Here is a 25150-nt window from a genome sequence, read left to right as displayed (position 1 = left end):
TGATTAAACCAGCTGCCACTTATGCGGAAGCAGTTGCTCGATCTCACTGGCCCGCTGCGTCGGCAACCGTGTCAGCACGTCCTTGAGATAAGCATACGGATCATGCCCGTTGATGCGCGCTGACTGGATCAAACTCATGATTGCCGCCGCCCGCTTGCCGCTACGCAGCGACCCGGCAAATAACCAGTTCGACCGCCCAAGCGCCCACGGCCGGATTAGGTTCTCGATTTGATTGTTGTCGATGGGCACAGCACCATCTTGCAGGTAGCGCGTCAGCGCTACCCAGCGTTTGAGGCTGTAATCCAGGGCCTTGGCCGTGGCCGAACCTTCGGGCACAAGTTCACGCTGAGCCAACATCCACTCATGCAGTTTTTCAGCGATGGGTACCGCTGTTTCCTGGCGTAATCGCCAACGGTCTTCGTCGCTCATTTCCTTGGCGTGTCGCTCGACTTCGTACAGCCCGCCAATCGAGTGAAGCGCCTGCTCTGCCAACTGGCTCTTATTAGCTACATGCAGGTCGAAGAACTTGCGGCGCGCATGGGCCATGCAGCCGATTTCCGTGATGCCCAGCTCGAAGCTGGCCTTGTAGCCGGCGAAGTCATCGCAGACCAGCTTGCCGTTCCATGCGCCCAGAAAGTTACGCGCATGTTCGCCGGCACGGCTGGGGCTGAAGTCGTAGACTACGGCCTTGAGGGCCGAAAACGGCGTACTGCTGTAGGCCCAGACATAGGCGCGGTGGGTTTTCTTCTCGCCGGGTGCCAGCATTTGTACCGGCGTTTCATCGGCGTGGACGACGCGCTGGGCCAGTACTGCTTCTCGCAGCACATCAACCAGCGGCTGAAGCTGCACGCCGGTTTGACCCACCCACTGCGCCAGTGTCGAGCGCGGGATAGTCAGGCCGGCACGGCCGAAGATCTTTTCCTGCCGATACAGCGGCAGGTGGTCGGCGAACTTGGCCACCATCACATGAGCCAGCAGGCCGGCAGTGGGAATGCCCTTGTCGATCACCTGCGCCGGCACCGGGGCCTGGATCAGTGTTTCGCACTGCCGGCAGGCCCATTTCCCGCGAACGTGCTGTTCGACGGTGAAGACGCCCGGCGTGTAGTCCAGCTTCTCGCTGACAACTTCACCGATGCGCTGAAGCTGGCAGCCGCACGCGCACTGGGTGTTGTCCGGCTCGTGATGGATCACAGTGCGTGGGAACTGCGGTGGCAACGACGCACGCTTGGGTTGCTGGCGTGGCTCTGCCTGCGCGGGTGCGGGATGAAGAGCTTTTAACTCCGCCTCGATGGCTTCGAGGTCAGTATTGAGTAGGTCATCGAGCAGGCTGCCCTGCGCCGGGCTGATCTGCTCGCTGCGCTTGGCGAACTTGTGCTGTTTAAGGATGGCGATCTCGTGAGTGAGCTGCTCGATAATCGTTTCGTCACGATGGATCTTTCGGCTCTGGGTGTCGACCTTGGACATCAACTGCGCAGCCAGTGTGCGCAGTTGTTCGGGGGTCATTTGTTCGAGATCGGGCAAGGACGTCATGGGGGTGGATTTTACCAAAGCAGCCCGACTGCTTCAGCTAAAAGGCAACATTTAAAGCAATGTAATTACGCCGCCCGTACCGACTCGTTGCCAGGGTAATCCCAGTACCAGCGCCTGAAGTTGTACGGGGTCGAGTTCGACCTCCGTCCCACGATGGACGCCTGGCCATTGAAACTTACCTTGGTTCAAGCGCCGTGCAGCCAGCCAGATACCGACGCCGTCGTGCACCAGGACTTTCATGCGGTTCGCCCGGCGGTTGGCAAAGAGGTAAGCGCAGTGCGGCTTCGCCGCACCGAACACCGCAACCACTCGGGCTAACGCAGTCTCAGTGCCGGCGCGCATATCCATAGGCTCGGTAGCGAGCCAGATGGCATCAACGCGAATCATTGGGCCAAGCCACGAATGAAACACGCGCAGCCGTCCGGATCCGCAGCTGGCCACTTTACGGTGATGGATTTATCGCCCAGAGGCAGCGAGATGATCACCATCTCTTCTGTTGCTCGCCTTGGTACGGCTTTTACCGGAACGAAAGCCGGCAAGGTTGCAGGCGATTGATCCCGGTAAGCAGGTAGCCACTTGCGGATCACGTTGGCGTTGATGCCGTGATGGATGGCTACGCTGGAAATCGTCGCTCCGGGTTGCAGGCATTCCTGGACGACCTGGGCTTTGAATGGTTTGGGATAAGAGCTTCGTTGGCGCATGGAAATCCTGGCGATAGGGGCAATCGCGTCCGCTTAAAAATACGCGGACACCATCGCCCTTAATTCTGGGATTTTGAAGGTGTGTTCGCCGGCCGCTTACTCTGATGGCACATGCATTGGACTTTAACTACTCCCACGAGTGCGCCAACGTCGCGGCGAGCCAACCGGTGGTTTTTCTAGGGAATTCCCAAGAATCCGTGCTTGTTGCCCCGTATAGGCTGGCCATTTCGACTTCGAGGAGTCCTTTGAGGCGTTCGTAATAGTACCGACTGACTTCGTGCGGCGACGGGGCCAATACAAACTATCATCGGCGGTGGAGGATGGGGGGAGGGGGTGACTTGATTTGCTCAAGGAAGGCCCAGTTTCCTTCCTCATTACGCTATCAAATAGTTAGAGCAGAAACTCAACCTGCGCCCCGTGCTCCAGGCGTCGGCTCGGATAATGGCTTTGTCCCCTCTCGTGAAGGCACAATTTTTGGTTAGCAATTTGGTCTGGGCTCTGGGTCATGGGCGGAGATGACAGACTTTGCCTTCGGTGGCGTGCAACAAGATAAATAGCGAGCCCCAAGACGATTGAACCTGTACTCATAGGAGCTATTCTTGGATTCAGCTAAGCAAGCCAATCAGGTAGGATTGCTGACAACTGCTTTCTCCGGAAAAACGGCCGGATAACCGCTTCATGGAGAGAATCGATGTCCGACCAAACCCGTCATCTTTCATTGTTTGAGGAGGACTACCTTCTCCGTGAGTTGGGCCCAGTAGCGCACGTGCCGCAGGTGGCACTTACTGAGCTTGTGGCCAATGCCTGGGATGCTGGTGCGAGCAAGGTCGACCTGATCTTACCCTCTGAGCCTGGCGGCACGCTGACCGTTGTCGATGATGGTCACGGGATGTCGGCCCAGCAGTTCAGCAAACGATGGATGACGCTTCGGTACAACCGCCTCAAACACCAGAGCTCCAAGGTCGAATTTCCTAAAGGCAAGAACTCCAAACTCAGGAAGGCCTACGGGCGCAACGGGGTTGGTCGGCATGGGCTTCTTTGCTTCGGCGATCAGTACCAGGTAGAAACCTGGCGCGACGGTAAGCTCAGCACCTTCGTGGTGGGTACAGAGTCGGGACCCAGCCCGTTTGTGGTGCGCTCAGAGGCGTTTGCCGAGCGCGATGGCGCAGGCACGCGTCTGTCCGTGTCGGTCACCCGCAAGATGCCGGATGCAAAGGAAATCTTCACAGTTCTTGCCGCGCGATTCATTCATGACCCCGGGTTCCAGATTCGCGTAAACGGCACGCCCCTTACCCTGGCAAAGCTTGAGCAGCATGCGCGTACACATATCCTGAAGTTGAGTGATGGCCGTACGGCAAAAGTCATTGTCATCGACTCCACGCAGCAGAACCATTCATCCATCCACCAAGGCGTGGCGTTCTGGGTCGACCACCGGCTCGTAGGTAACCCCTCGTGGGTAATCGGCCAGGTCGCTAATTTCGATGGACGTACACGATTTGCCAAGCGCTACAAGGTCATCGTGGATACCCAAGGCTTTGAAGGACACGTGCTTCCAGACTGGACGGGATTTCAGTCGACGCCAGCCGTCGAGGAGCTATTCAAAGCTGCTGCAGACTGTATCAGCCGGGTAGCGGATGAGCTGGCCGCTGAAGTCGTGGAAGCGACGTCCGAGGATGCCTTGGTACAGAACCGTTCAGAGCTCAAGTCTTTGGGCCATGGCGCTCAACTCGAAGTGACGGAATTTACGAAAGCTGTCGCCCAAGCACACCCTATGGTCTCTCCAGACTTCCTTGCCACGGCGGTGAAGGCAGTCATCAACCTAGAGAAATCCAAAAGTGGGGCATCCTTGCTTCAGAAGCTTGCCAACCTGTCTGCGACCGATATTGAGGGCCTGGACTCCCTCTTGGAAGACTGGTCTGTCAAAGACGCATTGCGCGTTCTCGACGAGATTGATGGCCGGCTCTGCGTCATTGAGGCCATCACCAGGCTTGCGAATGATCCCGATACAGATGAGCTGCACACCCTTCATCCACTGATTCTGCGATCCCGCTGGTTGTTTGGCCCCGAGTTTGAGTCGATGGAATACTGCTCAAACATGACGTTGAAAAGCGTTGCGAAGCAGCTCTGGGGGGATGGCGACGCTTCATTCATCAACGAGCGGAAACGACCTGATATCGTGGTGCTGCCAGATCGATCCACTGTACAGCTGGTGGGAATCGAGCATCTCGACCCCCAAGATGCCTCGGTCGCCCAGATGCAGAACATTCTTCTGATTGAGCTGAAGAAGGGTGGATTCAAGCTCAACCGCCAGGAGGTCAACCAGGCCGACGGATACGTTCAGGATATCGCTGGATCAGGCTATGTCAACGGTTCGCCGTTCATTACTGCCTGGGTAGTAGGGCAATCGATTGCTGCCGGGGTGGGTACCTCCAAAACGGTGGGTGATGAATCACGCAAGTATGGGCAAGTACGGGCCACCACTTATGGCGCCTTAGTGAGCACGGCCAACCTTCGACTGATGCGTTTGCGGAAAGTCTTGGAAGACAGGTACGACAATCTCAAAACGGATGCGCTCCTAGCCAAGGTACTGTCGACGCAGGAGCAGGGCACGCTCGACCTAGTCGAATCCAATGCCGCTGAAGCAAACGACGTCGCAATCAAGGAAGCTGTATAACCTCTACCAGCTCGATGAACGTGGGTTTATCAATCAAGGAGTTTCCGTGCTACAAGCTGCGACCGGAAAGCTTTTCACAAATCGCGAAAACCCACGCCGACAAGATCTCAAAGGGGTGATTTATACGAACTTGGATCTCGGTGCTGTCGACCGGTTAACCTCCAAGATCGGAACACTGATCAACCTGGATACATCGCATATCCCAGCTGCATTGGGCTATGAAATGACCGAGTACATGGAAGCGGCTGACCCGGAACCAGGAGTCCTCGTTTCCCGCTCGATGGGAGCCTACATCGACGACTTTGCTGACGTAGCCTCCTTCAGTTTGCAGGTGATTTGCTCGCCAGATGTTCACGTTGCCGAACGCTTGCTGCGCCAGCGTCTTCGACCAAGTGAGCGGCAGCCTAGTGAACGGCTAGCGCGCTTTTATGATACGTCGGTAAGGGCCACTCACTCCGAGCTTCAGGATTTCGAACAGTTTGCAGACCAATTGATCGGTTTGCAGCGCACCACCTACCTGGTTGTGATCCAGGCAATCAGAACGTACGTGGCCGCTGTCCACAGAATGAGCGATGACCTCAATCTGGCATACACCCTTCTGGTCATGTGCGTTGAGTCGTTGGCCCAGAAATTTGATGGGCACGAGCCGCAATGGACAGATATCCCTGATCAAAAGCGATCTGGCGTGGATGAGGCACTCACTGATGTCAGCGAAGAACACTCGCAAAAGGTCAGGGACGCAGTGTTGGAAGTTATACATCCGCGCCTTGGCTTTCGATTTGTACAGTTCATCCTTGCTTACCTGCCGGTGGATTACTTCTCGGTTCAGGCCGATCCCCAGAAGCATCCGATAGGACGCCGTGATCTGGAAGCTGCGCTACAGAACCTCTACGGCGTCCGCTCTAGCTATGTTCACACGCTCAAACCTTTGACCAAAGAGTTCCTCCACTTCGCCAGCCACCGAGAAACGTGTGAGGACGACGGGAAGCTCACGTTCACCTTCCAAGGGTTATTCCGCCTTGTACGGGCAGTGATCATCGAATTCGTCCGCAAGTCCACGAAGATAGAGCATGAACCGTGCAGCTACGAGTGGGATAACCCCCACCTCTTGACGCTGAGGCTCGACCCCACATTGTGGATCTACAATCCTCCAGGCTTTGATAGTCAGACGTCGAGGCGCTATTTCCAAGGCTTGGTAGAGCTGCTCGACCAGTGTCTAGTTGATTATCCCAACCGCAAACTCCACCGGCTGACTCATGTGATTGAGAAGGGATTGAGCATCCAGCCTCAAATGAATGAAGCGCAGAATGTGTCGTTTCTAGCCCTCTGGTATTTGTCCGACATCTACCTTGGATGTGATCCCATGGGAAGAAAGCACTCCGCCAAAGAGTTGAAGATCCTAAACAAGCCGAGTGTCGACTCCCTGATTGCGCAGGCGTTGCTTGGTAGCGACTCGGAATGGACACCGGCTGACCACCAGCTCCAGCTGGATCGCTATTACACGCAGCGTTACAAGAATAATGGCATCAGGGTGCCCACGAGCGTGGAGGCCTGCATGGCTCTATCACTAGCCGAACGGCACAGGAGGGCGGGTGAGTCGCCTTTGGCCAAGGCTGCATTATCTTCAGCAGCCGAGAACTTTCCGCATCTAATCCAGCTGCGTACATTGGCAGCTGAATTCGATCAAGACACTCCCATCGCCTGGCTTTCAATCATTTATCCCCGCATCACCACGCAACAGGCAACCCTGGAATGCATTGGCTTGTGATCAGCGACGAGAAGACAGCCTAAAAAATCCGGGGGCGATCCGCATTCGAAACTCAGCCCTGCCCACACGTGCGCCCCGTGCGTGCAGCGATGATATTGCTACGGACATGGGCTGGCGTGTATTTCGAAAAATACCTTCGACAAATTGAACATGGAGTGAAAAATTGGGTAATCCGCCTGCAAGCCGAAAACAGTTGCAAGGTGCGGTCTGGAATGGAGCTCGTGGCTCGGCTACAGAGCGGATTTAGTCAGCCTACTTGACAGCGGTGAAGGGGGAGCTGAAGCAATACGATCACTGGCTTACCTATATCGATTAAGTCGGTCAGAATCGACGCCCCTCCTCGTTGGCCACGTGGCGTTGTTTTATTGGCCAAACGCTAACCACCAAAACAGATCTCTAAGGTTGTCAAAATGGGCCGAACCGCCTTGAAGGATATTCCACCACACATTCGGGAACGGGCTAGAGTCGTTGCCCAGCATGAGATGGGACACTACGTGCTGTCCAGGCTGATGGGGTTCGTCACTAGCAATGTCAGTGTTGAGGTTACGGGGCCGGAAAGCCACAGCGGGGCGGCAAGCATTCACTTAGCGGAGTCGGTGCATAGCCTCCATGACGTCACGATATACCTCGAACGTCGTGTCCTTGTGCTCTATGCCGGGGCCATGGCGGAAACGCTCCCTCCAGGCCACGTTCCACAAACGGGAGTGGATAACGAGAAGGCAGTGCAGATCATTCGCGGGGGATTTGGGGCTGAACAAGATCACGCCAAGGCCCGGGAGGCAATTCATCTGCTACGCAACATTCTGCATCCCGGTGCACACGACGCGAGCGTAATTGACGAACAACTGAGTGCACTTGATTTACGTCTCTGGAACCGGGCATTGGCGCTTGTCGAGGAGTTTGAGAAAACGATTGTCGGCGTTGCCTATGCACTCACTCAGCATCTTGAAGCTAAGCAGCCACGTGGATCGTACATCGCTGTGTTCACTAAAGAAGCATTGGATGAGATCCCTGCATTGAAAGCGTTACCGTTGCTGCAACCTTGAACCTACGTTTCTCAGGCACAGCGGGTAGATAGGCGTGGAGTGTCGCGGTATGGCCTGACTCCTTTTAAGCTGGGGAAATCGGCGGATCACAGATCAACACATACCGATTCCAAGATGGCGCCGACGGCGTCGGTATCCGGATCTCATTCATTCATTCGGAAAAGGGGAATGCGACGAGTTTCAATCTTTTTCGATTGTGAGAAAAGGATTGTCGGGTGGTGTCAATTCAAAAAAAAGCTTGGGCTCTTCAATAAGATACCCCCTCAGGATGGTTTTCTTCCTAGGGCCCTGGACATGGCATGCCCAGATATTTAGGCCGTTGTCTCGCTTCCTGTGGACCTTTAGTTTCTCAAATTGCTTCTGCACCCAACGCCATTCTTCAATCTCATGATCTACACCCTGAGGGATACTAGGGAACTCCTGTGCGTAACGCTGGAAGAGGCCAGGTGTAACCAGTAATACGCTGCCACTAACCGTGTGGATTTTGGCCTTGCTGTCATTGATGATCAGCTTATGGCTCAGAATGCCTTCCTTGACCCAATTCAGGAATGCCTGACCGGGGTTGTCCGATGAAGGATTTGAGATTTCGAGGGTGCTTTCTGACGGTGCATCAGTGCCCTCGGGATCTGCCAGTTCGAACATGTCCAGTAAGGTTCCGAGGTAGTCGGCATCTTCCATGGCCAAGAGATCTGGCTGCGATGCGCTTTGAGTTGGTTTTTTGTTCACCGCCGTGGGCGGTAGTGATACCGAAGCGTTAGTCGGGTGATCATCGGCTGCCACGCTCACTGTTCCGCTGAAAGCCTCAGGCCGGTCTTCATTCCCCCAAATCAACGTCGGTTGAAGGCGCAGAAAGGTGAAACTCTGCTGCCAATTTCCCTGTGCCACAAGCGCGGTCCAGATGGCTTTGCCTTCCGGCGTGGACTCAACCAATCCATGTGATTGCAGCTCGTCAAACACCGCGAGATTGGACGAAGGAATACCCTCAATCGATTGCGACAGCAGATAAGCTCGTAGCTTGTCCGTGACCGTTTTGCTGACGAGCCAGAGCGCGTCCTGGGTCAACCATCCTGCGGCACCTGGCTGGTTGAGTTTCAGCTCGTGCTGAACCAGATGACGCAGTCCGCTGATCAAGTGATGTTGCAGCGAATGAATCGGTGCTTGCAGTGCCTTGCTCGGGTTTCCACCGATGTTCTGTGCGGTGGAAACGCGGTCGGCCTGCATCACCAATTCTCCCAGCACGCCGGCACGTTCATACTGACCCGCCAGGACATATAGCAGACTGGCCCACAGTGGCGGAAATCCACTGAGCCAATCGAGGATTGGGCAGTCGAGAATCTGGTTGTAGAGCAAGCCTGCGGCCGCGCCGTGCAAGTGGTAGTCGCGCCCCTTGAGATAGCGGAAACGATACGGCTGATCCAGGGAACCCTGCCAAGGATGCCAAACACGGCCATCCTGGCGTTCGACCAGCAGGTCCACGGCGATCTTGCCGATGTCATGGAGCAACGCGCCATAGGCGATGCCAGCGGACCAAGCATCGGTCTGGGCGGCCTGGTCTTCGGGCGCGGCGCCGGTCGGCAGCAGATACGATTGACGCAGTTTCAAACTGCAAGCGACCAGCTCCAACCCATGGTCGAGCATGCCACCAAGATAAGCATGGTGGTGCGTCTCGCTGGCTGGAAGCTGCTGGACCAGCTCGGCGTAGCGATGGATCGGATTTAAATAGAGCTGGCTGAACTGTGGATGGGAGAGGGCGGTGTACTGCCAGATGCGATCGAGCAACTGGCGGCGGTGCTCGGCTGCTAACAGGCTCTGGAACGATTCGATGGGCAGGTACCCATCGGCGACGTTTACGGTGGGCGTCGGAGGAGGTTTTATCCTTTTGTGCCGAAACAGACTGAGCATCATGGTGTCCTCCCGGGAACTGGCAGAGTCGGTGGCCTTTTAGCCTTTTAGCCTTTTCGGATAGGACTCTTACCCTTGACTCCCCATTCCCTTCCAACCCTTACCGGCCCTTTTGGTGCATTTCCCTTTGTGCGGCAATCGGAATATCGATTTGTCCTGGTGCCGTTTTGTTGGATGCGCGTGCTGGTACGAAAAAGGAAAGTGTCGGTACACTGCGGTGCGAATTTTATTGGGTCTTGTCATGAATCTCACTGACGCCACGCTCGTGCTGCTGCTCGCGGCACGTATCCATGGGACAGACGAAGCTGTCAGGGCCTCGGCGAAGAGCGTGGTCAAGAAGCTGCCGCGCAGCAAACGCGATCTGATCTACAAGGTGATCGACAGCCGAAGTCCACTCGAGCTGGTGGATTACCTGGCTGAGAATCTGGATACGTAACGGTGTACTGCGGTTACGGGATTACCTCATGTTCTTTGCGTCAGAGCTCCGCAGTGTGGGGATTTTTCTGGGCATAGAAAAAGGGTCCAACTCGTGTTGGACCCTGTGAAGCGATTGCAGCAGTGAGGTAACGATCAAGCTCCATCGTTCATGCATCGCGAATTATCCATTACCGTCTGCTTCTGTTGCTGCTCCAGGTCGAGCACATACTCCGAGGCGCATCGGGCCTGGCCACTGGCGCGGAAAATCGCGCGGTTGTCAGAATTGAGCAGGCCGAGCCAGGAGTCGATATAGCCCTCGTGCCGAAGCTCTCCCCGTATACCGGCGTAGGCACATAAAAAAGCGGCGCCCATTTCGGCGATCAACTCTTCAAATGCATAGCCTGGCGAGCCAAATGGACACGGAGAGGTCACGCCTTCGCGCTGCAATCGAGAGTGGTGTCCGGTCCAGTGCGTCAGCTCGTGAAGTGCAGTGGCGTAGTATCCACCTTGATCGTGGAATTGCGATTTTGTCGGCAGTTGGATGAGATCCCTGATCGGGTGGTAAAAGGCTTCGTCGGCAAATCGATGGATGATATGTGCGCCCGAACTTCGCAACAAACTTTCTGCAGCAGCGTTAGGGAAGAAGGGATCGCTCGATTCCGTCTCGAGCACCGTTTCGTTGAGCGTTTCGAGCCCCTCCGTTTGCTCGATGTTGAACAGAAAATGCGTCCTGAGAATGCCAAAGTGAGCGACCTTGGGCTGACCGTTTTCATCTAGTACGGGTTGGCCTGATTCGGTCTGTTCCTCGCGTTCCATCGGATTGTAGAGCACTGCCAGGGTGCTGTGCTCACCCTTCCGGATGTGCCCGCCGGCTTTTTTGGCTTGGTTGAAAGTCAGCCAGCGATCTTGAGTGAACCCCTGCAACCTAGCCTCGGTCCAGAGCAGCGGTAAATTGATGCCCGAATAGGGACGCTGGGTGATGGCGTTGATGGGGTAGGGGTGGTGATGACCGACGTCAGCTGAGCCACTTGAGGACCAAGGTTTGATCCAGGGCGCTACGCCTTGGTCTAACGCGGTAACGATCTTGTCTGTGACGTCTTGGTAGATATTGCGCATGGCATTTCCCTCGAAAAACCGGAGGAACGCCTTGCCCGTCGGGGAGGGTTCCCCGGTGGGTGTTGATTGGATTGGTGCAGGACTGCGTATAGCCTGAGTTGGATCAGTGGCCGGGTATGGCCGTTTGCGTTTAGCGTTGCTGCTCTTCCGCAAGCGCTATCAGTAAGGCGTTAGGTTGGTCTGATGCCTGAAGTAGGCTGAGGCTCAGTCGCAGCAATGGTTCATGATCTGCATCACTCACTGAGACGAACTTGGCTACCTCAAACACCACGTAGGGTGCGTTTGGATCGGCCAGGTGCGCTTTGAAGGCTGCGCGTACGATGTTGCTCAGCCTATCGAGCTGCAGCTTTTCAGGATGATTTGAACCATCGATCAATACTGCGTGTTGCCACGCCTCTGGAGTGAACACAACGGGCAAGCGCAGAGTGTTCAGTGCTTCGCTTGTGAGTGAGTCGGACATGGTGTGCCTCCGTTGATAGCGCGAAGAAACCTGTCCCATTGGGGAATGAATTTCCCCGCAGTGGGTTGAAGAAAAGCAAGAGGGGTTAGGACGAGCCGAGCTTGAAAGACGCTCGGAAGAGCAGTAGGCGTTCATCACCCGTGAAACGTGACTGTGCGAGCCACCGAACGCTAATCGCACTTGGGGGGAACCATCACCGGAGTGACGTAGCTTTGAAGGCTCTGGCTACCTGGGAAGGTGCTGTCGATAACAGCGATCCGTACCCTCTATGTAGCTGGATGATATAGATGGGTCAACGGCCATAGAGGCGCTGGTGCACGAGCTGCGTCTTCTGTCTTCCAGTGAAGAGTTTTTCGACCGAGTAAGCTGATAAACGGTTAAGCATGGGCGGTTTTCAGTAGTAGTCTGTAATCTCGATTTCCACAGGAACACGCTCAGAAGAGGGCGCAACCATGCCGGCTCAGCAGCCACTTCAGATCTCCCGCGCACACCGCTGGGCATATGCATGCGGTATGTCCGTAAAACGTGTTTATCGCAGGTTGAAAGGATTTGAATCTCGTGTGGCTAAACGTGCGGTGGCGACAGGTATGCCTGCGGGTGGGCTATTGGTTCGTGGGAGCTTTCTGGTTACGAAGCTGGCACTCATCCTTGGGTTGCTCTTTATCGGTTTCTGGTTGGTAGCTTCTGTCGTAACGATGATTGCTGTGATTGGTCTCCTATTGTCCAGGGCTGCCATTGATGGGGATCTTGAAGGCAATGATCCAGGTCCAGACTTTTTAGGGGCCAACTCCTATCTAGGCAATTACGACGACAACGGCCATTACATCGGGCATTCCAAATCATCGAGTAGTGACGTCAGATGATCCTTTTCGTAGCTCCCATCAACTGATCTGTGCCTTTGCTTGCCGCGCCATGCGCTGCCTTGCTCGCACTTCCTAGCATCCCTTCAAGGCTGCTGCCAATTGAGTAGCCTGCCCAGCTCATGGCAACTAGAAATAGTCCTGGCAGAACCAAGAACATCGCCCCCATCACATACTCAATCACCTGTGCCGTGACGGTCCCGTCCATAAAACCGGATGTGGGCAGCGACAGCAGCACCTGATTGGACGCCGACACTTGGTTGTACAAGGTATCGAGCATGCTGGAGTCGACCCAGCGGGCCAACTCCCACCAGAAGGTCAGCATGTGCAGCGTGAACAGCGCGAACGTCACCGTCATGACGGTCTTTAGCTGGTAGGTACTGACCAGCAGGATCAGTGGCAGGCTGATGATGACGCCCATGATCAGGAAAGCCTGCACCATGGGCAGGGCGGCGCGTAGCGCATTCATCGCCGGGAAGTTGCTGAAGGAACCGAGGGCCAGCCCAGTGTTGGTCGCCAGGTTATTGAGCCCCTGATTGATCGACCCTCCGCGAGCACTGGAGCCATAGTCCTGGTACACCTGTCCGGGCGACATGGACATCGATTGTTGGCGCGGACTGACCAGTTCGCGCAGCGTGGCATCCTCGATTTCGTTGCTTGAACGGCCAGTCAACCAGCTTTTCAGTTGAGTCAGCAGCGACGGATCAAGCTGCTCGATCAACCGTTCGCGCAACCCGATACCGCTGTCACTCCACCATTGTTTGCAAGTGGGGTAGCCCGCGCCATTCTCCAACCGTGGCAAGGAAATATCGCGGGTTTCATCATAGGGCCAGCTGACTCGCGGTGTCCGTGAGCGATCGGTGTCGTAGTAGCCCGGCGTGTCGAGAAAATAGCGTGAGCCGATCCAGGACGCATCGTGACTTTGTGCCTTGTCCAACTGAGGACGGTTGGTGAAAAGTCGAGAGCGGGAATAGCCGTAGCAGTCGCGAGTGAAGTCGGCGACTTCCTGTAGCAATACCTGGTTATCGATGCGAGAACTGTCGATCTCCATGCGCAACTGTCGGATATCCGGTGCGCAGGGGATGGCCGCGGTGGCCGCTGCGGTCACTCCTTTGCTCAGGGCGTGCACCAGAAACCACCAGATTGGCACGTTGGCAGAGCGTTCGCCGATGGTGTTGAAAGTGGTACCCCAGGCAGTTTCTGCTGGCTTGGCCACGCTGACACCGCAGCGTTGGCTCGCTGCATCATCAAACGCCATTGAAGCGAGGTTTAGCGGAAAGACCGGCGCGCAGCCGAACAATACGACAATGTAGGCCAGCCAAAGCCGGTTCTCGATTCGAGGTACCGAGAGCAATCCCTTGTTGCCTTCATCTGCGCCTTGCTGACGGGCCGACAACCATTCTTGCAAGATGATCGCGCCGAAGGGCGCGGCGAACAATCCAGTATCGGATCTGATGTTCCAGATACCGTTGTTGATGATCCAGGCCAGCAGGGAAAGGTAAAACTCCAGGTAGCTGTTAGTGCTCATGAGCATGGTGGTGACCTCACAACCGAGTGAGCTCGACGCAGGTAAAGAGCAAGAGCCCTAATGTCCCGGCGCGTTTCACGCGCAGTCGGTCCTGTGGTCGATGTCGGTAGCGCCTCAGCAGGTCCCACCAGAGTGCAAAGAGGACGCTGTAGAGCAGGACACGCCACCACCGCAGATAAGGCCGTATCGATTCCAAGGCTTGCTGCCAGACCCCGAAACTGCCCAGCGCAGTGCCGCCGATCCAGGCGATCAGTGCGGCGGTCAGGATCATCCCTGCGACGATCCCTAGACTTGAAAGCAAAGTGAATAGCAGTGAGCGTTTCATGGCTCACTTGCGCCTGGCGTCAGCGTCGTTGAGTCGGCCAGGTTCGGGGTCGCCTTGCTCGACGGTGCGCGACGCATCGGCACCTCCGGCATGTCGATCGAGCACGAGGCTGGCGGTATTGGTTGTGAGCATCTGCCGGACCTGCAACTCGGTTTGTAGCAGGCGTATCTCGCGCTCCAGTGTGTCGATGTTTTTCGTCAAGGCCATTTGGGCCGGTTCGGCGGAAGCGATGTTAGGTTCGTGGCTGCCTGCCAGCAGCGTGCGCAACAGCAGGAGCGCTTTGTCGAGCACGCTGGACAGGGCCGTCTCACTGGCCAGGCGCCGCGCCAGGAGTTCCTGATCAGGATCGTCGCGCAGGGCTTCGATCACACCACGGGTCACTGGCAGCATCGGGCTGGAGGCTTTGCTCAGATTGTCAGGGGTAGGCGGCAGAGAACCGGACAGCAATCCTTGCAGGGTCTTGAGATGTTCACCGTAGGCCTCCTGGATCAGCGGCGTCAGTCCGCTGCCAGCGGTAGCCCGCAGAGTCTCGCAGGTGTCGCAGGTTGCGACTTCGGTCTCGCCCAACACTCGAACAGCCCATTCGGATTCCTCTTGGGGTGAGGTCCATGCCTGGCAAATAGCGCCGCCCAGGCAATCACTGCTACTGATCGAGGCGCTGTCATCCACGGACCGGTTATGCAGCAGGTTATAGCCCGCGCGCACCACATCGGAGGTTGCCCGGATGGGTGTTTGTCCGCTACCTCCAGCCTTCTGCCCGCCGACCCATGACACCCCATTATTGCCGTTACGGGCCTCGGTGTTTTTCACTGCGGCCACCGCATCACCGCCGGTTTGTTCGAGGTTGTCCTGCATCTCCTGGTTCTTGGCCAATGCGCCCCAGCCGGCTTGGCCGACCTTGTCAGCCATCTTCTCGGCCATGGCCTGGCAGGTCAGTTTGGAGCGGTCGAAGTCGATACGCCCCTGCATCACCCCGTTACTGAGCAACTCATAGAGACCGGGATTGGCGCGCTGAATAATCAGCGCCGGCAGCGACATGACTGCTTGGGTCGCGTTCTGCACGATGCTGCCCATGATCTGCTGGAAACCTTCGGTGACGCCGTTCAACTGGTTTTGCAAGGTGTTGGTGAGGCTCATGTTTCCGCACATCATGTTCGCCTGCCAGGATCCGCCGACACCGAGCCCGTTAGGGCGATAGAGCGAGCTCGGCGAGCCCGCTGCAGAGCCGCCACCGATGGTGTACATCACTCGGTCGTCGAGCACCTCGCCTTGAGTGCCTAGACGGTAATCGTCCTCGGCGGCATGGGCATGCGTGGCCACGGCGAGCAGCCCGCAGAGCAACAAGCTCATCGGGCCCAACCATGATCCTGCGAGAAGTCGACTCATGACGTACCACCTTCGAAGTCGATGCTGAACAGGAAGGTCTGTCCCTCACGCTTGCAGCAGCTATAGGGACGCCACAGCGACCAGGAGTAGCCGCCATCCACGCTCTGCACCGGTTCACTGGGGAAGATGGCACATGTGGGTTGAACCCGGGGGGAGAGCAAGTGCCATTTGTGGGTCGAAGCGTCGTTTTCAACGATTGGGCCAGGCGGCCAATAACCATCGCGTGGTACGGGTGTGAGCGGGACATACACGTGCGGTTGCCAGTTGCGGGTAATGACGTCACCCGCTCGCTGCGCCATCACCGCAGCGGCTTTGAAGTCGTCGGGTTGTACCAGAAATCCTTGCCGGGGATAGACGTTGCCCCACATGTTGCCCGCGAGCTGACGACCGATCTCACGGACTCCCGGTAAGAGCGACTCGGGATAAAGGCTTTCAGGGATGCCATGACGCCAGGCCAGTGAGTCCAAAGTGCTCAAGTAGTAGGGTATGAACGCAGTGGCGCCGCTGGCGCAGGCGTAGCCGGATTGCGAGGCAAGTTGCGTGGCGGCCCAGCCACCTGGATGACCGATGGCATCAACGTTTTTGAAACGAGGCAGATTATCGCGCTGGGTGTTCGGCGTGATCAGGTTACCGCCTCCTTCCGCCCCACTGATAGGAGAGGATAGGGCGGCCATCTCGGTCCAAGGATTGGCACCGGTGGTGGCATAGCTCGAGACCACCAGCTCAGGAATGAAGTGACGAACCTTGGTTGAGGTTTTAACCGTGCAGCCGAAGGGGGTGCAGAGCAACCAAAAGCAGATGCCGACGACTCTGTACTCGAGGCAGTCTGGAGAAAGTACGGAGGCGGTAATGTTGCCGGTATCCAGCGCTACGCTTGACCCGGATGCCAGCAGAATGCTCAGCACCAACGGATGTAATTTCTGGGGCGAAATGTGCGGGCAGGCAGCAGACATGATCCAGGCTCTGGGTGTATGGCCTGGACAGGTTCAATAATCGAGAGAGGGGTGTCAGTGAGAAAGCCGAACGCAGGATTGTCGGTTTATAACGATCTTCTAGATCAGCAGAGGGTCATTCAGCGCTCAGCGTACGAGCAAGCGCGTCAGACTCGATGAGCAACTGATCCGTTTTGATCTCGAAAATGTTGGCGAGTTTGCAGAGGACCAATAACGACGGGTTGCCTACCCCTCGTTCGATTTGACTCACGTAGGTACGATCCACCTCGGCCATGAGCGCCAATTGCTCCTGGGTAAGGTTCTTCATGCGTCGCATCGAGCGGATATTTTCCGCGAGTTGCAGACGGAGCTGTTCGAAGTTTTGAGTCATGCGCGCAAACTGCGCCTTGAGGGACTCTCAATCCACGGGATATAGTCTACATTGGCTCTGATTCGGGCTTTTTTGATGCTTAAGCCGAGTGTCAATTTTGTTTCTATGCTGCTTAGAACAGACCGAGCATTAATAAATAATCGAAAGCTAAGGTGTCTATGGACGAAAATTACGTTTCAATTCCGGCGGCGGACGGCTGCCCGAGCCTTTTGACACCGTGGGGCAGCGAATTTGCGCCTATGATCGAACGTGGCGTGCAATGCGCCCAGGCCTGGCTTAATACACCCGGTGACGTACCACTGTGGTGGGAACTGGCGCAGTCTCGGAAGACTTGTCCGGCAGGAGAATCTCAGGATGCTTTCGAAGCAGGATTTTTATTGAGAGTTCAGCAACGGCTTCAAGGCGTTTCACCGTAGCCGTGCGGCTCCAACCCTGACGATATGGCCTACACGGGAAAATTTACTGGAAGGTATGGTTCCAGGCTCCATTCCTCTAGAATGGAGATCTGACAGAAGTGGCGTTGGTCTGTGATAAACAGATTTACGTAGCTAGGATTCTGATAAGTGCAGATTCTGCACGCTCTGAGAACGTGGAGCGCGATATGAAAGCCGACCAAGTGTTGAGTGATGATCTGGTGAGCCGACTGGAGGGTAAAATCCCAGCCATGGCTGAAGGTGCGATCAATACGGCCTATATCAACGCGCTGGCGGCCGGACGCAGCGTGATGGAAGTCATGGACGGCAAGCTCGTTGAGACGACTGCCGACGGTAAGCACAAGGTTATTCGAGTGGCCAAGCCCAAGCATAAAGTGACCTTGGGCGGGATTATCAAGGTGCACCGCTGCTCATGACCGTCCCTCGGCTGAGGGTGTTTGCCGGCCCTAATGGTTCCGGTAAAAGCACAATGAAAAGTGCCGTCCCTTCCCACCTGATCGGGATCTACATCAACCCGGATGAAATCGAAAAGGCTGCCAAAGAGGGCGGACGCCTGGAATTCAGCGATTTTCAACTGGAAGTCGAGGGTGACGAGGTTCTCGGCTTTATCAAGGTGCACCGACTGATTCGGTCGACCCAGCTCGTTGAAGAGGCAGCCAAAATAGGCTTCAGCAATAACGGCCTGAATTTCCAGTCCGTCGCGATGAACTCCTATTTTGCTTCCGTGCTCTCTGATTTCATGCGGCACAAGCTCCTCAAAGCCCAATTGTCTTTCACCTTCGAAACGGTGATGTCTAGCGAGGACAAAATCGCTTTTATGCTCAAGGCAAGAGCGTCGGGATATCGAACCTACCTCTACTTTGTCGCCACTGAAGATCCTGACATCAATATCAACAGGGTCAAGAACCGTGTCGCGGCAGGTGGGCACCCAGTCCCCACGGAAAAAATTGTGCAGCGCTACGGTCGTTGCCTGAACCTATTGCCAGCAGCCATCGCAGCCTCGAACCGGGCTTATATCTTTGATAACTCCGGCGCTGATCTGGTGCTGCTCGCTGAAGTAACAGACGGGACTGACCTTGAATTCAGGGCTGATGAGATCCCTGACTGGTTCATGCAAGCCTACGTGGAGAAGGTTTTCAAGGATTTGCTGCCGGGTTGATCGAAACCTAGGATCAGCTCCGTTTCACTTAATTCCTCGCATCCTATCGATCCGTTCAGCTATCCGGTAAGCCGCTTCCAGTTCCGAGCAGCCGGTGCTCTGCATCAGTGTCCAGCGTTCGGCTTTTTCCTCGGGCTCCGTCATGGCCAGGGCGAGATAAAGACTGGGCGGCACGGCCCGAAACAGCGTCTCGAGCTTCTTCGATAGCACGACCCCCTCAGTGTATTTCCCCGGCTCCTTACTGGCGGAGAGCAGCAAGGCTTTCTGTGCCGGCGTGAGTTTCTTGAACCGTGCGATTTCTTCGATTTCCGCGGGCGGCATGTTCAAGCAAATCCACCATTCGATCATGTTGAGCATGGTCTGCGCGGCGGTGGGGAAGTCGGCAAGGTTTTGCGTCGCCAGCCAGAACCACGCGCCGAGCTTGCGCCACATCTTCGTGCCCTTGACCACGAAGGGTGCCAGCAGCGGGTTCTTGGTGATGATATGGCCCTCGTCGGTGACCATGATGATCGGTCGGCCCAGGTACTGGTCTCGTTCGGCAAGGTTATTCACGGTGTTCATCAGGCTGATGTAGCTGATGGACATCTGTGCCTCGTAGCCTTCGCGAGCGTAGGTGGCCAGATCGATAATGGTCACATCGCTCTCGGGCCAAGGCGTGCCTTCACGATCGAACAGTTCACCCTCGAAACCCTGGCAAAACAGGTCCATGGACTCGCCCATTTCCTGGGCACGCTCGCGACGTTTCTCTGGCAAGTGCGGGTCGGCGGCGACGCGCAGCAACGCGTCGCGCACGTCGCGGGTCAGTACCTGGCGCTCCGCTGCGACACAGGTCTGTGCTGCATCTAGGATGCACTCGCGGATCAAGCTGCGATCGGCTCGACTCAGGCGCGCTTCTTCCTTGGCTTCGCCGCCGGTGATCATCAGGCGGGCGGTGATTTCCAGTTCGCCGAGAACATCGCGCTGGTCTTCGCGACTGGTTACCACCTCATCGTCCCACTCATCGATCGATAGACTCGCCACCTGATCCGGCTGCTCGACCAGGCGCCAGGCATCGGCGAACGGGGCGAGGCTGACCGCGGTACCAGGTTTCAATTGGACCTTGTTGACCGACAGGCCTTGCGTTGCGAAGTAGTCGCCCTGTAAACCGAATGAGTTACCGGCCTCAACGATGAACAGGCGAGGGCGGTACACCGCCATGACCTGCATCAGCAGGGTGACCAGGGTGGCCGACTTACCGGCGCCGGTCGGGCCGAATAACAGCAGATGGCCGTTCATGGCTCGGTCTAGGCGTGACAACGGATCAAAGCTCAACGGCGAGCCACCACGATTGAACAGTGTGATGCCCGGGTGGCCGGTGCCGGTGCTGCGACCCCAGATGGGAACGAGATTTGCCAAGTGTTGAGCGAACATCAGGCGTGTGTACCAGTTGCGTGTGTCGCGGGCCGGGTTGTAAGTCATCGGCAGCCAACGCAGGTAACTGTTGCACGCGGCGACTTCATCACCCTCACGTACCGGTTGCAGCCCCGCGCCCAACAGCGCGTTGGCCAGGCTGACCGAGCGCTGGTGCAATTGCTGCTCATCGTGACCGCGCACGTAAAACGCCAGGGTGCCCCGGTACAGCTTGTGCTGGCGGCCGATGATCGCGCGAGCCTCTTCAACATCCTGGCGGGTCTGGGTTGAGGCCAGGTTTTCACCGATGGCTTTGCGGGCTAGGCGGTTCAACTGATCCTCGAGCACATCCTGCGGCTTGACCACCAGGGTCAGGCTCATCACCGTGCCTTCGGGTAACTGGTCGAACAGCGCATTGACTGCATCGCCTTTGCGGGTTTCTCCGGTGAGTTGGCCAATCGACGGTGCCCGCCGCAGTTTGTCCACCACCATCACCCGATGGGGTTGCCCATCGAAAAACCAGAGTCCCTGTTGCACATCCGAACGCGGTTCGTTGAAAAACAGCCGCTCGGCGAAGTCGTGATCGAAGGGCAGTTCCAGCGACTCGCCATCGCCTGACTCCGGATAGGCCACGCATTGGTAGAAATCCTCGGACGCTTCATCGGTGAGCATGGGTACCGGATTGAACCAGGGCAACAACCAGGCATACAAACCTCGGCCATCGACTCGTGTCGATCGCACCCCGCACGCCTGCAAAGAAGCCCCGATACGTTCGCAAGCCTGTTGCAGAGATTGCACCGGAGTGAGTCCCGTCTCCTCAGTGCCAGCCTCAAGCCAGCGATAGATCACCAGGCGCACCCGTCGATTATTGCCACGCCAGGGTAGGCGCGTGACGGCCTTGTCCTCGAACAGACCTCCCGGCTTGGCGATAGCCTTCAGATGACGACGACTGAGTTCCAAAAACGTATCGGTGAAGTCCGTTCCTCGCGCGCTGTCCTGAATATAATCGGTGAGCCGGGTCAGATAGGGGACGAAGTCGTTGTCGTCCTGGCAGAAAAACTGCGCCACCCACGGCGCTTGATCCAGCTCGTCAAAGCTGTCCTGCAGGGCATCCTCGAGGGCATCACGAGCCGCTATCAGCCAGTCAGGCTCGCGCCCTTCGGTGCCGATGGGCAGTAACTCGAACACAGCGCCCACCGAGCGATTGTCATCCAGTAGAAAACACTGCTCGGTGTCGAGGTATTCGACCCAAGGCAGATGATCGGTGAAGCTAGGGTTGTGTGCATACAGTGCAGCTTCATCGGCCAAGGTGGCACGAGGGCGCAATGGGTGGCGCCAGGCTTTCCACGCAGAAGTGCGGCTGCCCGAATCGCCGGTACGCACTACAAGTCTTCCTGACGTTCACCCGGCAATGCGTACTGCACCCGTTGGTAGAACGGAAAGACGGTCGAGTAACCCGGGACCGGTGCCTGCTCGGTACCACTCAAATGCGGATACACGTACAGCACCAGATCGGGATTGGGCAAGCGAGGGAACAGGTTGCGGATCTCGTTCGCCGCTGTGCGCGTGTACGGCTCCTGGAGAGCACCGGAGAAATCTGCCTGGGCCAGCGGGCGGCGTAACTGCTGCCGAGCATCCAGCAGTTGCTGCTGAGTGCCTTGCGACCCGGCGCCGTTCCAGATGTCCAGCATGGTTTGCTCGCCATGGGGCAGCAGCGTCTCCTTGTCAGTAGAACACCCTGTCAGGACCAAGGAAAACACGCTAATCCAGGTCAGGCAGAGAAACGTGGTCTTTTTCATGGCGAACGCTCCGGCCCTTGGGCTCGTAGTCGATGGTAATTTCATGGTCGAGGTGCAGCGCGACTTGGGCGGCCGGTGGCACGTATACGGCAGCAAAGGTCTCACCATAGAGTTTGTTGATCCACTCACGGATGTCGCTGACCCCACCACTGAGAATTGAATTCAGCGCGCTATTGCCACTGCTGCTAGTGACCCCGAGCGTACTGCCGCCCGAACTGATCACGCTGCTGTTGTTCTGCTCATCCCCAAGCAAGGCGGCGACACCGGCGCCGGCGGCAGTGATCAAGCTCTGGCTGCCGAGGTACTGTTGAGCGTTTGAGCGGCGCTCACCGGCAATGCAAGGAACGCCAAACGGATCGGACAGGTAACCGAGTCCGCCACGAATCTTGTCGGTGTTCGAACTCTGGGCGGTGGAGGCGTTGCGGCTGGCTACCGCCTTCGGCTGAGGCACCGTGCGGATGGTGCCGTCGGTAAACACAAAGGTGATTGACTCGACCTGTCCGCGTACGCACGACAGGGTCCAGTCACCGGACGCCGTGCCGCTCATTACGGCGCCCGCAACGTCCGGCAGATCGATGCCGTTGGCCGTCAGATTCTCGGGCCCAACCAGCACCTTGAAGGGGTAGGGATCATTCACCGTGCCGTCCACCGGGACTCGACCGATCAGCGCAGTCATGGCAACCGAACCCATCAATGTTGCGTTTTCGGGAATGGTGTAGACCGGCTTCGCGCCTTCGGTACGATCAGCGGAGCGTGTCAGGTCACGTTCACCCTTGGTGACCTCGCGTAACTGCTTCTGGCTGCGGTCGATGGCATTGTCCTTCAAATCCTCCAGTGAGTTGAAGGCAGCAGGCAGACTCAGGGCGGACGCGGTTTTGGTTTTGTCCTGGGCATCGGTGGGCAGAGCATCCGAGGGCTCAATCCACTGCAGTACATCATTAGCAGAATGCTGCCCTTCGAACTGAGCACCGTCGCCCGGCTCAAGCCCCAATCCGATCGGCATTTCCTTGCCTTTGCCGGTCAGCCCCGACAGCTGTTCCTGCAATTGCGTCAGCAAACCACGGGCCTGGCGACTGTCTTGTTCCGCTTTGAGCCGGGCCTCGTTGGCTTGGCGACGGCCTTCGTCGACCTGCTGGGTCACGCTGCCAAGCGCCGTCTGGATACGCGAATCGACGCTGCTTTCCCGCTCGCGAAGGCGGTTGTTCTCCGCCTGCAGCGAATCGTTGTGTTTTTTCAGGCCGAGCATGTCGCTGCGCATGGCCTTCACCTGGCCGACCAAGGTGGCAACCGTGTCGCGTGGGGTATCACCCGCAATACCGAGCGACTTGGCCTGCTCGGCGGATAATTGGAGGTTGTCCTGAGCCGTCGGACTTTCTGGCGAAGGCGTGGTACCACCCGCGACCCAAGATTTCAGGATGATGAACACCACGCCGAGCAGCACAGCCGGTACCAGCCATTTGAGCAAGGCGTTAGCTTTCATCGTCAGCACCTCGCGCGATGGGCGGAGGCAGCACGGCGCGTTCGAGGCCGGAACCGTGGGTGACAAGGTAGACAACCGTGGTGTCTTCAGGGCTGCCGATAGGCCCGAGGAAAGCATGCTGGAAGGCCGCGGCGAACAGCTTGGCCTGAAGCCGACGCGGATCGAGTTGTACCGTCTCTGGACCACGATTGCGCAACTTCACCGCCGTCACCCAGTAATCACCGAATCGCCAGGCGGCGATGGGTGTGCCGGACACGTTTTCGGTCGGCAGCAGGTTTGGCAGTTCGGTGCGCAGCTTGAGCGGGACGCGGCGTACACCGGGCAGGGACTCCACGGTGCGCAACGGCGCGTACAGACTCTGTGCGGCGTAGCGCGTCAACGCGACCGGGATCGGCGTGCGTTCTTGAACAGGGGCGGTGCTAGATTCAGCCTCGGTAGCTTGCACCTGAGCATTCTTGAGAATACGCACGGGCTCCAACGGTTGATCGCCAGGCGTGGCCGCGATGTCCAGCAGGATGATCTCGCCCGTCGCGACTGATTGCAGTTGCAGTCGGGTCGGTGCAATGGCTTCCGACGCCCGCAGGTACAGCGTGCCACCGGCTGATTGCACGCGTAGCTTGCCCGTCAGGGTTGAGGGCACACCGACGCGAACAGCCTCATCGACAAAGATCACCCGCTCCTGATTGATCACCAGTGGGACCGCGAGGGGGAGGCGTTCCCAGTGCATCAGTTCGACGGCCTGCGTTGCCGCTCCCCATAGCATCAGTGCGACGGTGAGTCCCAGTGTAGACATCCGCTTCATGGCTCACCTCCAGGCAGGGAGAGCTTTTGCGGAGTGCCCTGATAACAATCCAGTGCCAGCCCCCACTTATTGCGTTCGGGGTCCAGATCAAAACGCACCACACGCAATGGATAACGCACCACGACCCGTTTCACCGGTTCGGCGGCGTAATACTCATCGGCGTTGAGGTCGAGTTTGACCAGCCAGCTGTCGCGGTCGAGTTGCTTGACCCTGAGTTCCGGATCTTCGCTATAGCCTCGGCCCAAAATTTCGTAGACGCCACGCACCCGCTGGCGCAGTTCGCCGGCGGCCTTGCGGTACTCGTAGTCGCCGTCGAGGAAGGTCTTGCAGGCGGGGGTCAGATAGGGCTGCAAACCATAGATGGCGCGGCGGTAGTCCTGCTCGCCGTCGGAAGGCCAGCGGTTGAGTTGGCCAAAGATGTACAGGGCAAAGGCATACACATTCTCTGAAGGAATATCCCACCACTTGCGTGTACTGCCGGAGCGCAGATCCGGCGGTACATGCACGGTCAGATCGGTCGGTGCCGAGCGCCAGCCATACCAGAGTCCGGCGCAGATCAGGGCGAGGATCGCTACCGCCATACGCAGGCTGAAGATATGGGCCTGTTGGGCATCCACCTTGTTCCGAAAACGACTCATGGTTGCCACCGGGACAGAGCAGGGCGCAGTCGACGCGAACGGCGAACCGTCCAGGCGCCGGAGTGAAGGATCAGACTTCCGCGACCCAGGCGCCAACGGCTAGCGAGTATCCATTCGAGCTTGCGGTACAACCAGGTCTCTGGCCGGGCCCGTTTGGCTCGACGCAGTAGCGTGTCACCGACAAATAGCACCAGCGCCATGCTTGCGATCATGCTGGTCGGCGCCACGGCAATAGAGGCGGTGGCGATCGCTAGAGGAACGCCCAGCAGCAGGCCAATGACGGCGCCGGTGCCGAGCGCTACCCACATCTCATCATTGGTCAAACCACGCAATACGGCGGGATCACGATTGAGTCGCTCTGGCAGAAGGGCCAAGGTGCCGTCGGCAAGGCGTTCGATAGTGTCGTTCATATC

At 57.3% G+C, this 25150-nt stretch carries 25 protein-coding genes; 8 read left to right on the top strand and 17 right to left on the bottom strand.

The window, feature by feature from the left end:
- Positions 1-3: 3 nt before the first annotated feature.
- The 3 genes from tnpC to tnpA are packed head-to-tail and all read right to left on the bottom strand — an operon-like array spanning position 4 to position 2231.
- A complete protein-coding gene (gene tnpC, locus ACA047_RS18220) occupies positions 4-1530 on the bottom strand; it encodes an IS66 family transposase (protein ID WP_497351616.1) in 1527 nt (508 codons plus the stop codon).
- A 51-nt stretch (positions 1531-1581) separates the two neighbouring features.
- Positions 1582-1917, bottom strand: coding sequence for an IS66 family insertion sequence element accessory protein TnpB (gene tnpB, locus ACA047_RS18215; protein WP_497360434.1), 336 nt, complete (start codon positions 1915-1917; stop codon positions 1582-1584).
- A complete protein-coding gene (gene tnpA, locus ACA047_RS18210) occupies positions 1914-2231 on the bottom strand; it encodes an IS66-like element accessory protein TnpA (protein WP_497351614.1) in 318 nt (105 codons plus the stop codon). Before tnpA ends, tnpB begins: the two co-directional genes overlap by 4 nt.
- A 691-nt stretch (positions 2232-2922) precedes the next feature.
- On the opposite strand from tnpA, the gene ACA047_RS18205 reads away from it, so the two are divergent.
- The 3 genes from ACA047_RS18205 (at position 2923) to ACA047_RS18195 (ending at position 7719) form a co-directional block, all read left to right on the top strand.
- Entirely contained in the window at positions 2923-4905 is a 1983-nt protein-coding gene (locus ACA047_RS18205; protein WP_497351612.1) for an ATP-binding protein, read from the top strand.
- On the top strand, positions 4862-6673 hold the full coding sequence (locus ACA047_RS18200; protein WP_497351610.1) for a hypothetical protein: 1812 nt from the start codon (positions 4862-4864) through the stop codon (positions 6671-6673). Before ACA047_RS18205 ends, ACA047_RS18200 begins: the two co-directional genes overlap by 44 nt.
- A gap of 410 nt (positions 6674-7083) precedes the next feature.
- Positions 7084-7719: a hypothetical protein gene (locus tag ACA047_RS18195; RefSeq protein WP_497351608.1), complete on the top strand. Its 636-nt coding sequence runs from the start codon at positions 7084-7086 to the stop codon at positions 7717-7719.
- 180 nt (positions 7720-7899) lie between these two features.
- Here ACA047_RS18195 and mobH read toward each other — a convergent pair whose 3' ends face one another.
- Entirely contained in the window at positions 7900-9621 is a 1722-nt protein-coding gene (gene mobH / locus ACA047_RS18190) for a MobH family relaxase (RefSeq protein ID WP_497360432.1), read from the bottom strand.
- A gap of 241 nt (positions 9622-9862) precedes the next feature.
- On the opposite strand from mobH, the gene ACA047_RS18185 reads away from it, so the two are divergent.
- Positions 9863-10057 carry a DUF7740 domain-containing protein gene (locus ACA047_RS18185; protein ID WP_025214500.1) on the top strand — a complete coding sequence of 65 codons (195 nt, stop codon included), beginning with the start codon at positions 9863-9865 and terminating at the stop codon, positions 10055-10057.
- Positions 10058-10191: 134 nt separating this feature from the next.
- Here the strand turns inward: ACA047_RS18185 and ACA047_RS18180 are convergent, their stop codons facing one another.
- Together ACA047_RS18180 and ACA047_RS18175 are read right to left on the bottom strand one after the other, a co-directional pair.
- Positions 10192-11154: an ArdC family protein gene (locus tag ACA047_RS18180; protein ID WP_497351606.1), complete on the bottom strand. Its 963-nt coding sequence runs from the start codon at positions 11152-11154 to the stop codon at positions 10192-10194.
- A 130-nt stretch (positions 11155-11284) separates the two neighbouring features.
- Positions 11285-11614, bottom strand: coding sequence for a hypothetical protein (locus tag ACA047_RS18175; RefSeq protein WP_497351604.1), 330 nt, complete (start codon positions 11612-11614; stop codon positions 11285-11287).
- A 452-nt stretch (positions 11615-12066) separates the two neighbouring features.
- Here ACA047_RS18175 and ACA047_RS18170 point away from each other — a divergent pair, with 452 nt between their 5' ends.
- A complete protein-coding gene (locus ACA047_RS18170) occupies positions 12067-12477 on the top strand; it encodes a DUF3742 family protein (RefSeq protein WP_025214497.1) in 411 nt (136 codons plus the stop codon).
- On the opposite strand, the gene ACA047_RS18165 is transcribed toward ACA047_RS18170, so the two are convergent.
- From ACA047_RS18165 to ACA047_RS18145, 5 genes are all read right to left on the bottom strand, one after another.
- Positions 12470-14008 (bottom strand): conjugal transfer protein TraG N-terminal domain-containing protein, encoded by a 1539-nt coding sequence (locus ACA047_RS18165; protein ID WP_497351602.1) that lies wholly within the window; start codon positions 14006-14008, stop codon positions 12470-12472. The two genes, ACA047_RS18170 and ACA047_RS18165, sit on opposite strands and share 8 nt — an antisense overlap.
- Before the next feature lie 10 nt (positions 14009-14018).
- A complete protein-coding gene (locus tag ACA047_RS18160; RefSeq protein WP_497351600.1) occupies positions 14019-14327 on the bottom strand; it encodes a hypothetical protein in 309 nt (102 codons plus the stop codon).
- Between the two features lie 3 nt (positions 14328-14330).
- The gene (locus tag ACA047_RS18155; RefSeq protein ID WP_497351598.1) at positions 14331-15713 is read right to left on the bottom strand and encodes an integrating conjugative element protein; all 1383 of its coding nucleotides are present in this window, start codon (positions 15711-15713) and stop codon (positions 14331-14333) included.
- Positions 15710-16666 (bottom strand): TIGR03756 family integrating conjugative element protein, encoded by a 957-nt coding sequence (locus tag ACA047_RS18150; protein ID WP_497351596.1) that lies wholly within the window; start codon positions 16664-16666, stop codon positions 15710-15712. Before ACA047_RS18150 ends, ACA047_RS18155 begins: the two co-directional genes overlap by 4 nt.
- A 115-nt stretch (positions 16667-16781) precedes the next feature.
- Positions 16782-17036: a helix-turn-helix domain-containing protein gene (locus ACA047_RS18145; RefSeq protein ID WP_497351594.1), complete on the bottom strand. Its 255-nt coding sequence runs from the start codon at positions 17034-17036 to the stop codon at positions 16782-16784.
- A 158-nt stretch (positions 17037-17194) separates the two neighbouring features.
- On the opposite strand from ACA047_RS18145, the gene ACA047_RS18140 reads away from it, so the two are divergent.
- The 3 genes from ACA047_RS18140 (at position 17195) to ACA047_RS18130 (ending at position 18629) form a co-directional block, all read left to right on the top strand.
- On the top strand, positions 17195-17452 hold the full coding sequence (locus ACA047_RS18140; protein ID WP_080712583.1) for a LasR-specific antiactivator QslA: 258 nt from the start codon (positions 17195-17197) through the stop codon (positions 17450-17452).
- A 185-nt stretch (positions 17453-17637) separates the two neighbouring features.
- Positions 17638-17886, top strand: coding sequence for a hypothetical protein (locus tag ACA047_RS18135; protein ID WP_017529804.1), 249 nt, complete (start codon positions 17638-17640; stop codon positions 17884-17886).
- Positions 17883-18629 carry an ATPase gene (locus ACA047_RS18130; protein ID WP_497351591.1) on the top strand — a complete coding sequence of 249 codons (747 nt, stop codon included), beginning with the start codon at positions 17883-17885 and terminating at the stop codon, positions 18627-18629. The genes ACA047_RS18135 and ACA047_RS18130 overlap by 4 nt, the downstream gene beginning before the upstream one ends.
- Before the next feature lie 24 nt (positions 18630-18653).
- Here ACA047_RS18130 and ACA047_RS18125 read toward each other — a convergent pair whose 3' ends face one another.
- Genes ACA047_RS18125 through ACA047_RS18100 form a run of 6 tightly spaced genes read right to left on the bottom strand, consistent with a single transcriptional unit; the run spans position 18654 to position 25147 of the window.
- A complete protein-coding gene (locus ACA047_RS18125; protein WP_497351589.1) occupies positions 18654-21401 on the bottom strand; it encodes a conjugative transfer ATPase in 2748 nt (915 codons plus the stop codon).
- Positions 21401-21817 carry a TIGR03751 family conjugal transfer lipoprotein gene (locus tag ACA047_RS18120; RefSeq protein WP_497351587.1) on the bottom strand — a complete coding sequence of 139 codons (417 nt, stop codon included), beginning with the start codon at positions 21815-21817 and terminating at the stop codon, positions 21401-21403. Before ACA047_RS18120 ends, ACA047_RS18125 begins: the two co-directional genes overlap by 1 nt.
- The gene (locus tag ACA047_RS18115; RefSeq protein ID WP_497351585.1) at positions 21780-23297 is read right to left on the bottom strand and encodes a TIGR03752 family integrating conjugative element protein; all 1518 of its coding nucleotides are present in this window, start codon (positions 23295-23297) and stop codon (positions 21780-21782) included. Before ACA047_RS18115 ends, ACA047_RS18120 begins: the two co-directional genes overlap by 38 nt.
- Complete coding sequence (locus ACA047_RS18110) at positions 23287-24099, bottom strand: TIGR03749 family integrating conjugative element protein (protein WP_497351583.1); 813 nt, start codon at positions 24097-24099, stop codon at positions 23287-23289. Before ACA047_RS18110 ends, ACA047_RS18115 begins: the two co-directional genes overlap by 11 nt.
- Positions 24096-24737, bottom strand: coding sequence for a PFL_4703 family integrating conjugative element protein (locus ACA047_RS18105; protein ID WP_497351581.1), 642 nt, complete (start codon positions 24735-24737; stop codon positions 24096-24098). The genes ACA047_RS18110 and ACA047_RS18105 overlap by 4 nt, the downstream gene beginning before the upstream one ends.
- Positions 24734-25147, bottom strand: a complete 414-nt coding sequence (locus ACA047_RS18100; protein WP_497351579.1) for a TIGR03750 family conjugal transfer protein — start codon at positions 25145-25147, stop codon at positions 24734-24736. Before ACA047_RS18100 ends, ACA047_RS18105 begins: the two co-directional genes overlap by 4 nt.
- Positions 25148-25150: the final 3 nt, after the last annotated feature.

The organism is Pseudomonas sp. LBUM1664 (assembly GCF_059695895.1).
This window is presented reverse-complemented; position numbering and strand designations above follow the sequence as displayed.

Excerpts from the sequence above, each read along its gene's own strand:
- ACA047_RS18110 (WP_497351583.1), bottom strand. The coding sequence starts at position 24,099 with ATGAAGCGGATGTCTACACTGGGACTCACCGTCGCACTGATGCTATGG.
- ACA047_RS18105 (WP_497351581.1), bottom strand. The coding sequence starts at position 24,737 with ATGAGTCGTTTTCGGAACAAGGTGGATGCCCAACAGGCCCATATCTTC.
- tnpC (WP_497351616.1), bottom strand. The coding sequence starts at position 1,530 with ATGACGTCCTTGCCCGATCTCGAACAAATGACCCCCGAACAACTGCGC.
- tnpB (WP_497360434.1), bottom strand. The coding sequence starts at position 1,917 with ATGATTCGCGTTGATGCCATCTGGCTCGCTACCGAGCCTATGGATATG.
- ACA047_RS18195 (WP_497351608.1), top strand. The coding sequence starts at position 7,084 with ATGGGCCGAACCGCCTTGAAGGATATTCCACCACACATTCGGGAACGG.
- ACA047_RS18140 (WP_080712583.1), top strand. The coding sequence starts at position 17,195 with ATGGACGAAAATTACGTTTCAATTCCGGCGGCGGACGGCTGCCCGAGC.
- ACA047_RS18160 (WP_497351600.1), bottom strand. The coding sequence starts at position 14,327 with ATGAAACGCTCACTGCTATTCACTTTGCTTTCAAGTCTAGGGATCGTC.
- ACA047_RS18150 (WP_497351596.1), bottom strand. The coding sequence starts at position 16,666 with ATGTCTGCTGCCTGCCCGCACATTTCGCCCCAGAAATTACATCCGTTG.
- ACA047_RS18155 (WP_497351598.1), bottom strand. The coding sequence starts at position 15,713 with ATGAGTCGACTTCTCGCAGGATCATGGTTGGGCCCGATGAGCTTGTTG.
- ACA047_RS18100 (WP_497351579.1), bottom strand. The coding sequence starts at position 25,147 with ATGAACGACACTATCGAACGCCTTGCCGACGGCACCTTGGCCCTTCTG.
- ACA047_RS18175 (WP_497351604.1), bottom strand. The coding sequence starts at position 11,614 with ATGTCCGACTCACTCACAAGCGAAGCACTGAACACTCTGCGCTTGCCC.
- ACA047_RS18115 (WP_497351585.1), bottom strand. The coding sequence starts at position 23,297 with ATGAAAGCTAACGCCTTGCTCAAATGGCTGGTACCGGCTGTGCTGCTC.
- ACA047_RS18120 (WP_497351587.1), bottom strand. The coding sequence starts at position 21,817 with ATGAAAAAGACCACGTTTCTCTGCCTGACCTGGATTAGCGTGTTTTCC.
- ACA047_RS18185 (WP_025214500.1), top strand. The coding sequence starts at position 9,863 with ATGAATCTCACTGACGCCACGCTCGTGCTGCTGCTCGCGGCACGTATC.
- ACA047_RS18145 (WP_497351594.1), bottom strand. The coding sequence starts at position 17,036 with ATGACTCAAAACTTCGAACAGCTCCGTCTGCAACTCGCGGAAAATATC.
- tnpA (WP_497351614.1), bottom strand. The coding sequence starts at position 2,231 with ATGCGCCAACGAAGCTCTTATCCCAAACCATTCAAAGCCCAGGTCGTC.
- ACA047_RS18165 (WP_497351602.1), bottom strand. The coding sequence starts at position 14,008 with ATGCTCATGAGCACTAACAGCTACCTGGAGTTTTACCTTTCCCTGCTG.
- ACA047_RS18170 (WP_025214497.1), top strand. The coding sequence starts at position 12,067 with ATGCCGGCTCAGCAGCCACTTCAGATCTCCCGCGCACACCGCTGGGCA.
- ACA047_RS18130 (WP_497351591.1), top strand. The coding sequence starts at position 17,883 with ATGACCGTCCCTCGGCTGAGGGTGTTTGCCGGCCCTAATGGTTCCGGT.
- ACA047_RS18200 (WP_497351610.1), top strand. The coding sequence starts at position 4,862 with ATGCCGCTGAAGCAAACGACGTCGCAATCAAGGAAGCTGTATAACCTC.
- mobH (WP_497360432.1), bottom strand. The coding sequence starts at position 9,621 with ATGCTCAGTCTGTTTCGGCACAAAAGGATAAAACCTCCTCCGACGCCC.
- ACA047_RS18135 (WP_017529804.1), top strand. The coding sequence starts at position 17,638 with ATGAAAGCCGACCAAGTGTTGAGTGATGATCTGGTGAGCCGACTGGAG.
- ACA047_RS18205 (WP_497351612.1), top strand. The coding sequence starts at position 2,923 with ATGTCCGACCAAACCCGTCATCTTTCATTGTTTGAGGAGGACTACCTT.
- ACA047_RS18180 (WP_497351606.1), bottom strand. The coding sequence starts at position 11,154 with ATGCGCAATATCTACCAAGACGTCACAGACAAGATCGTTACCGCGTTA.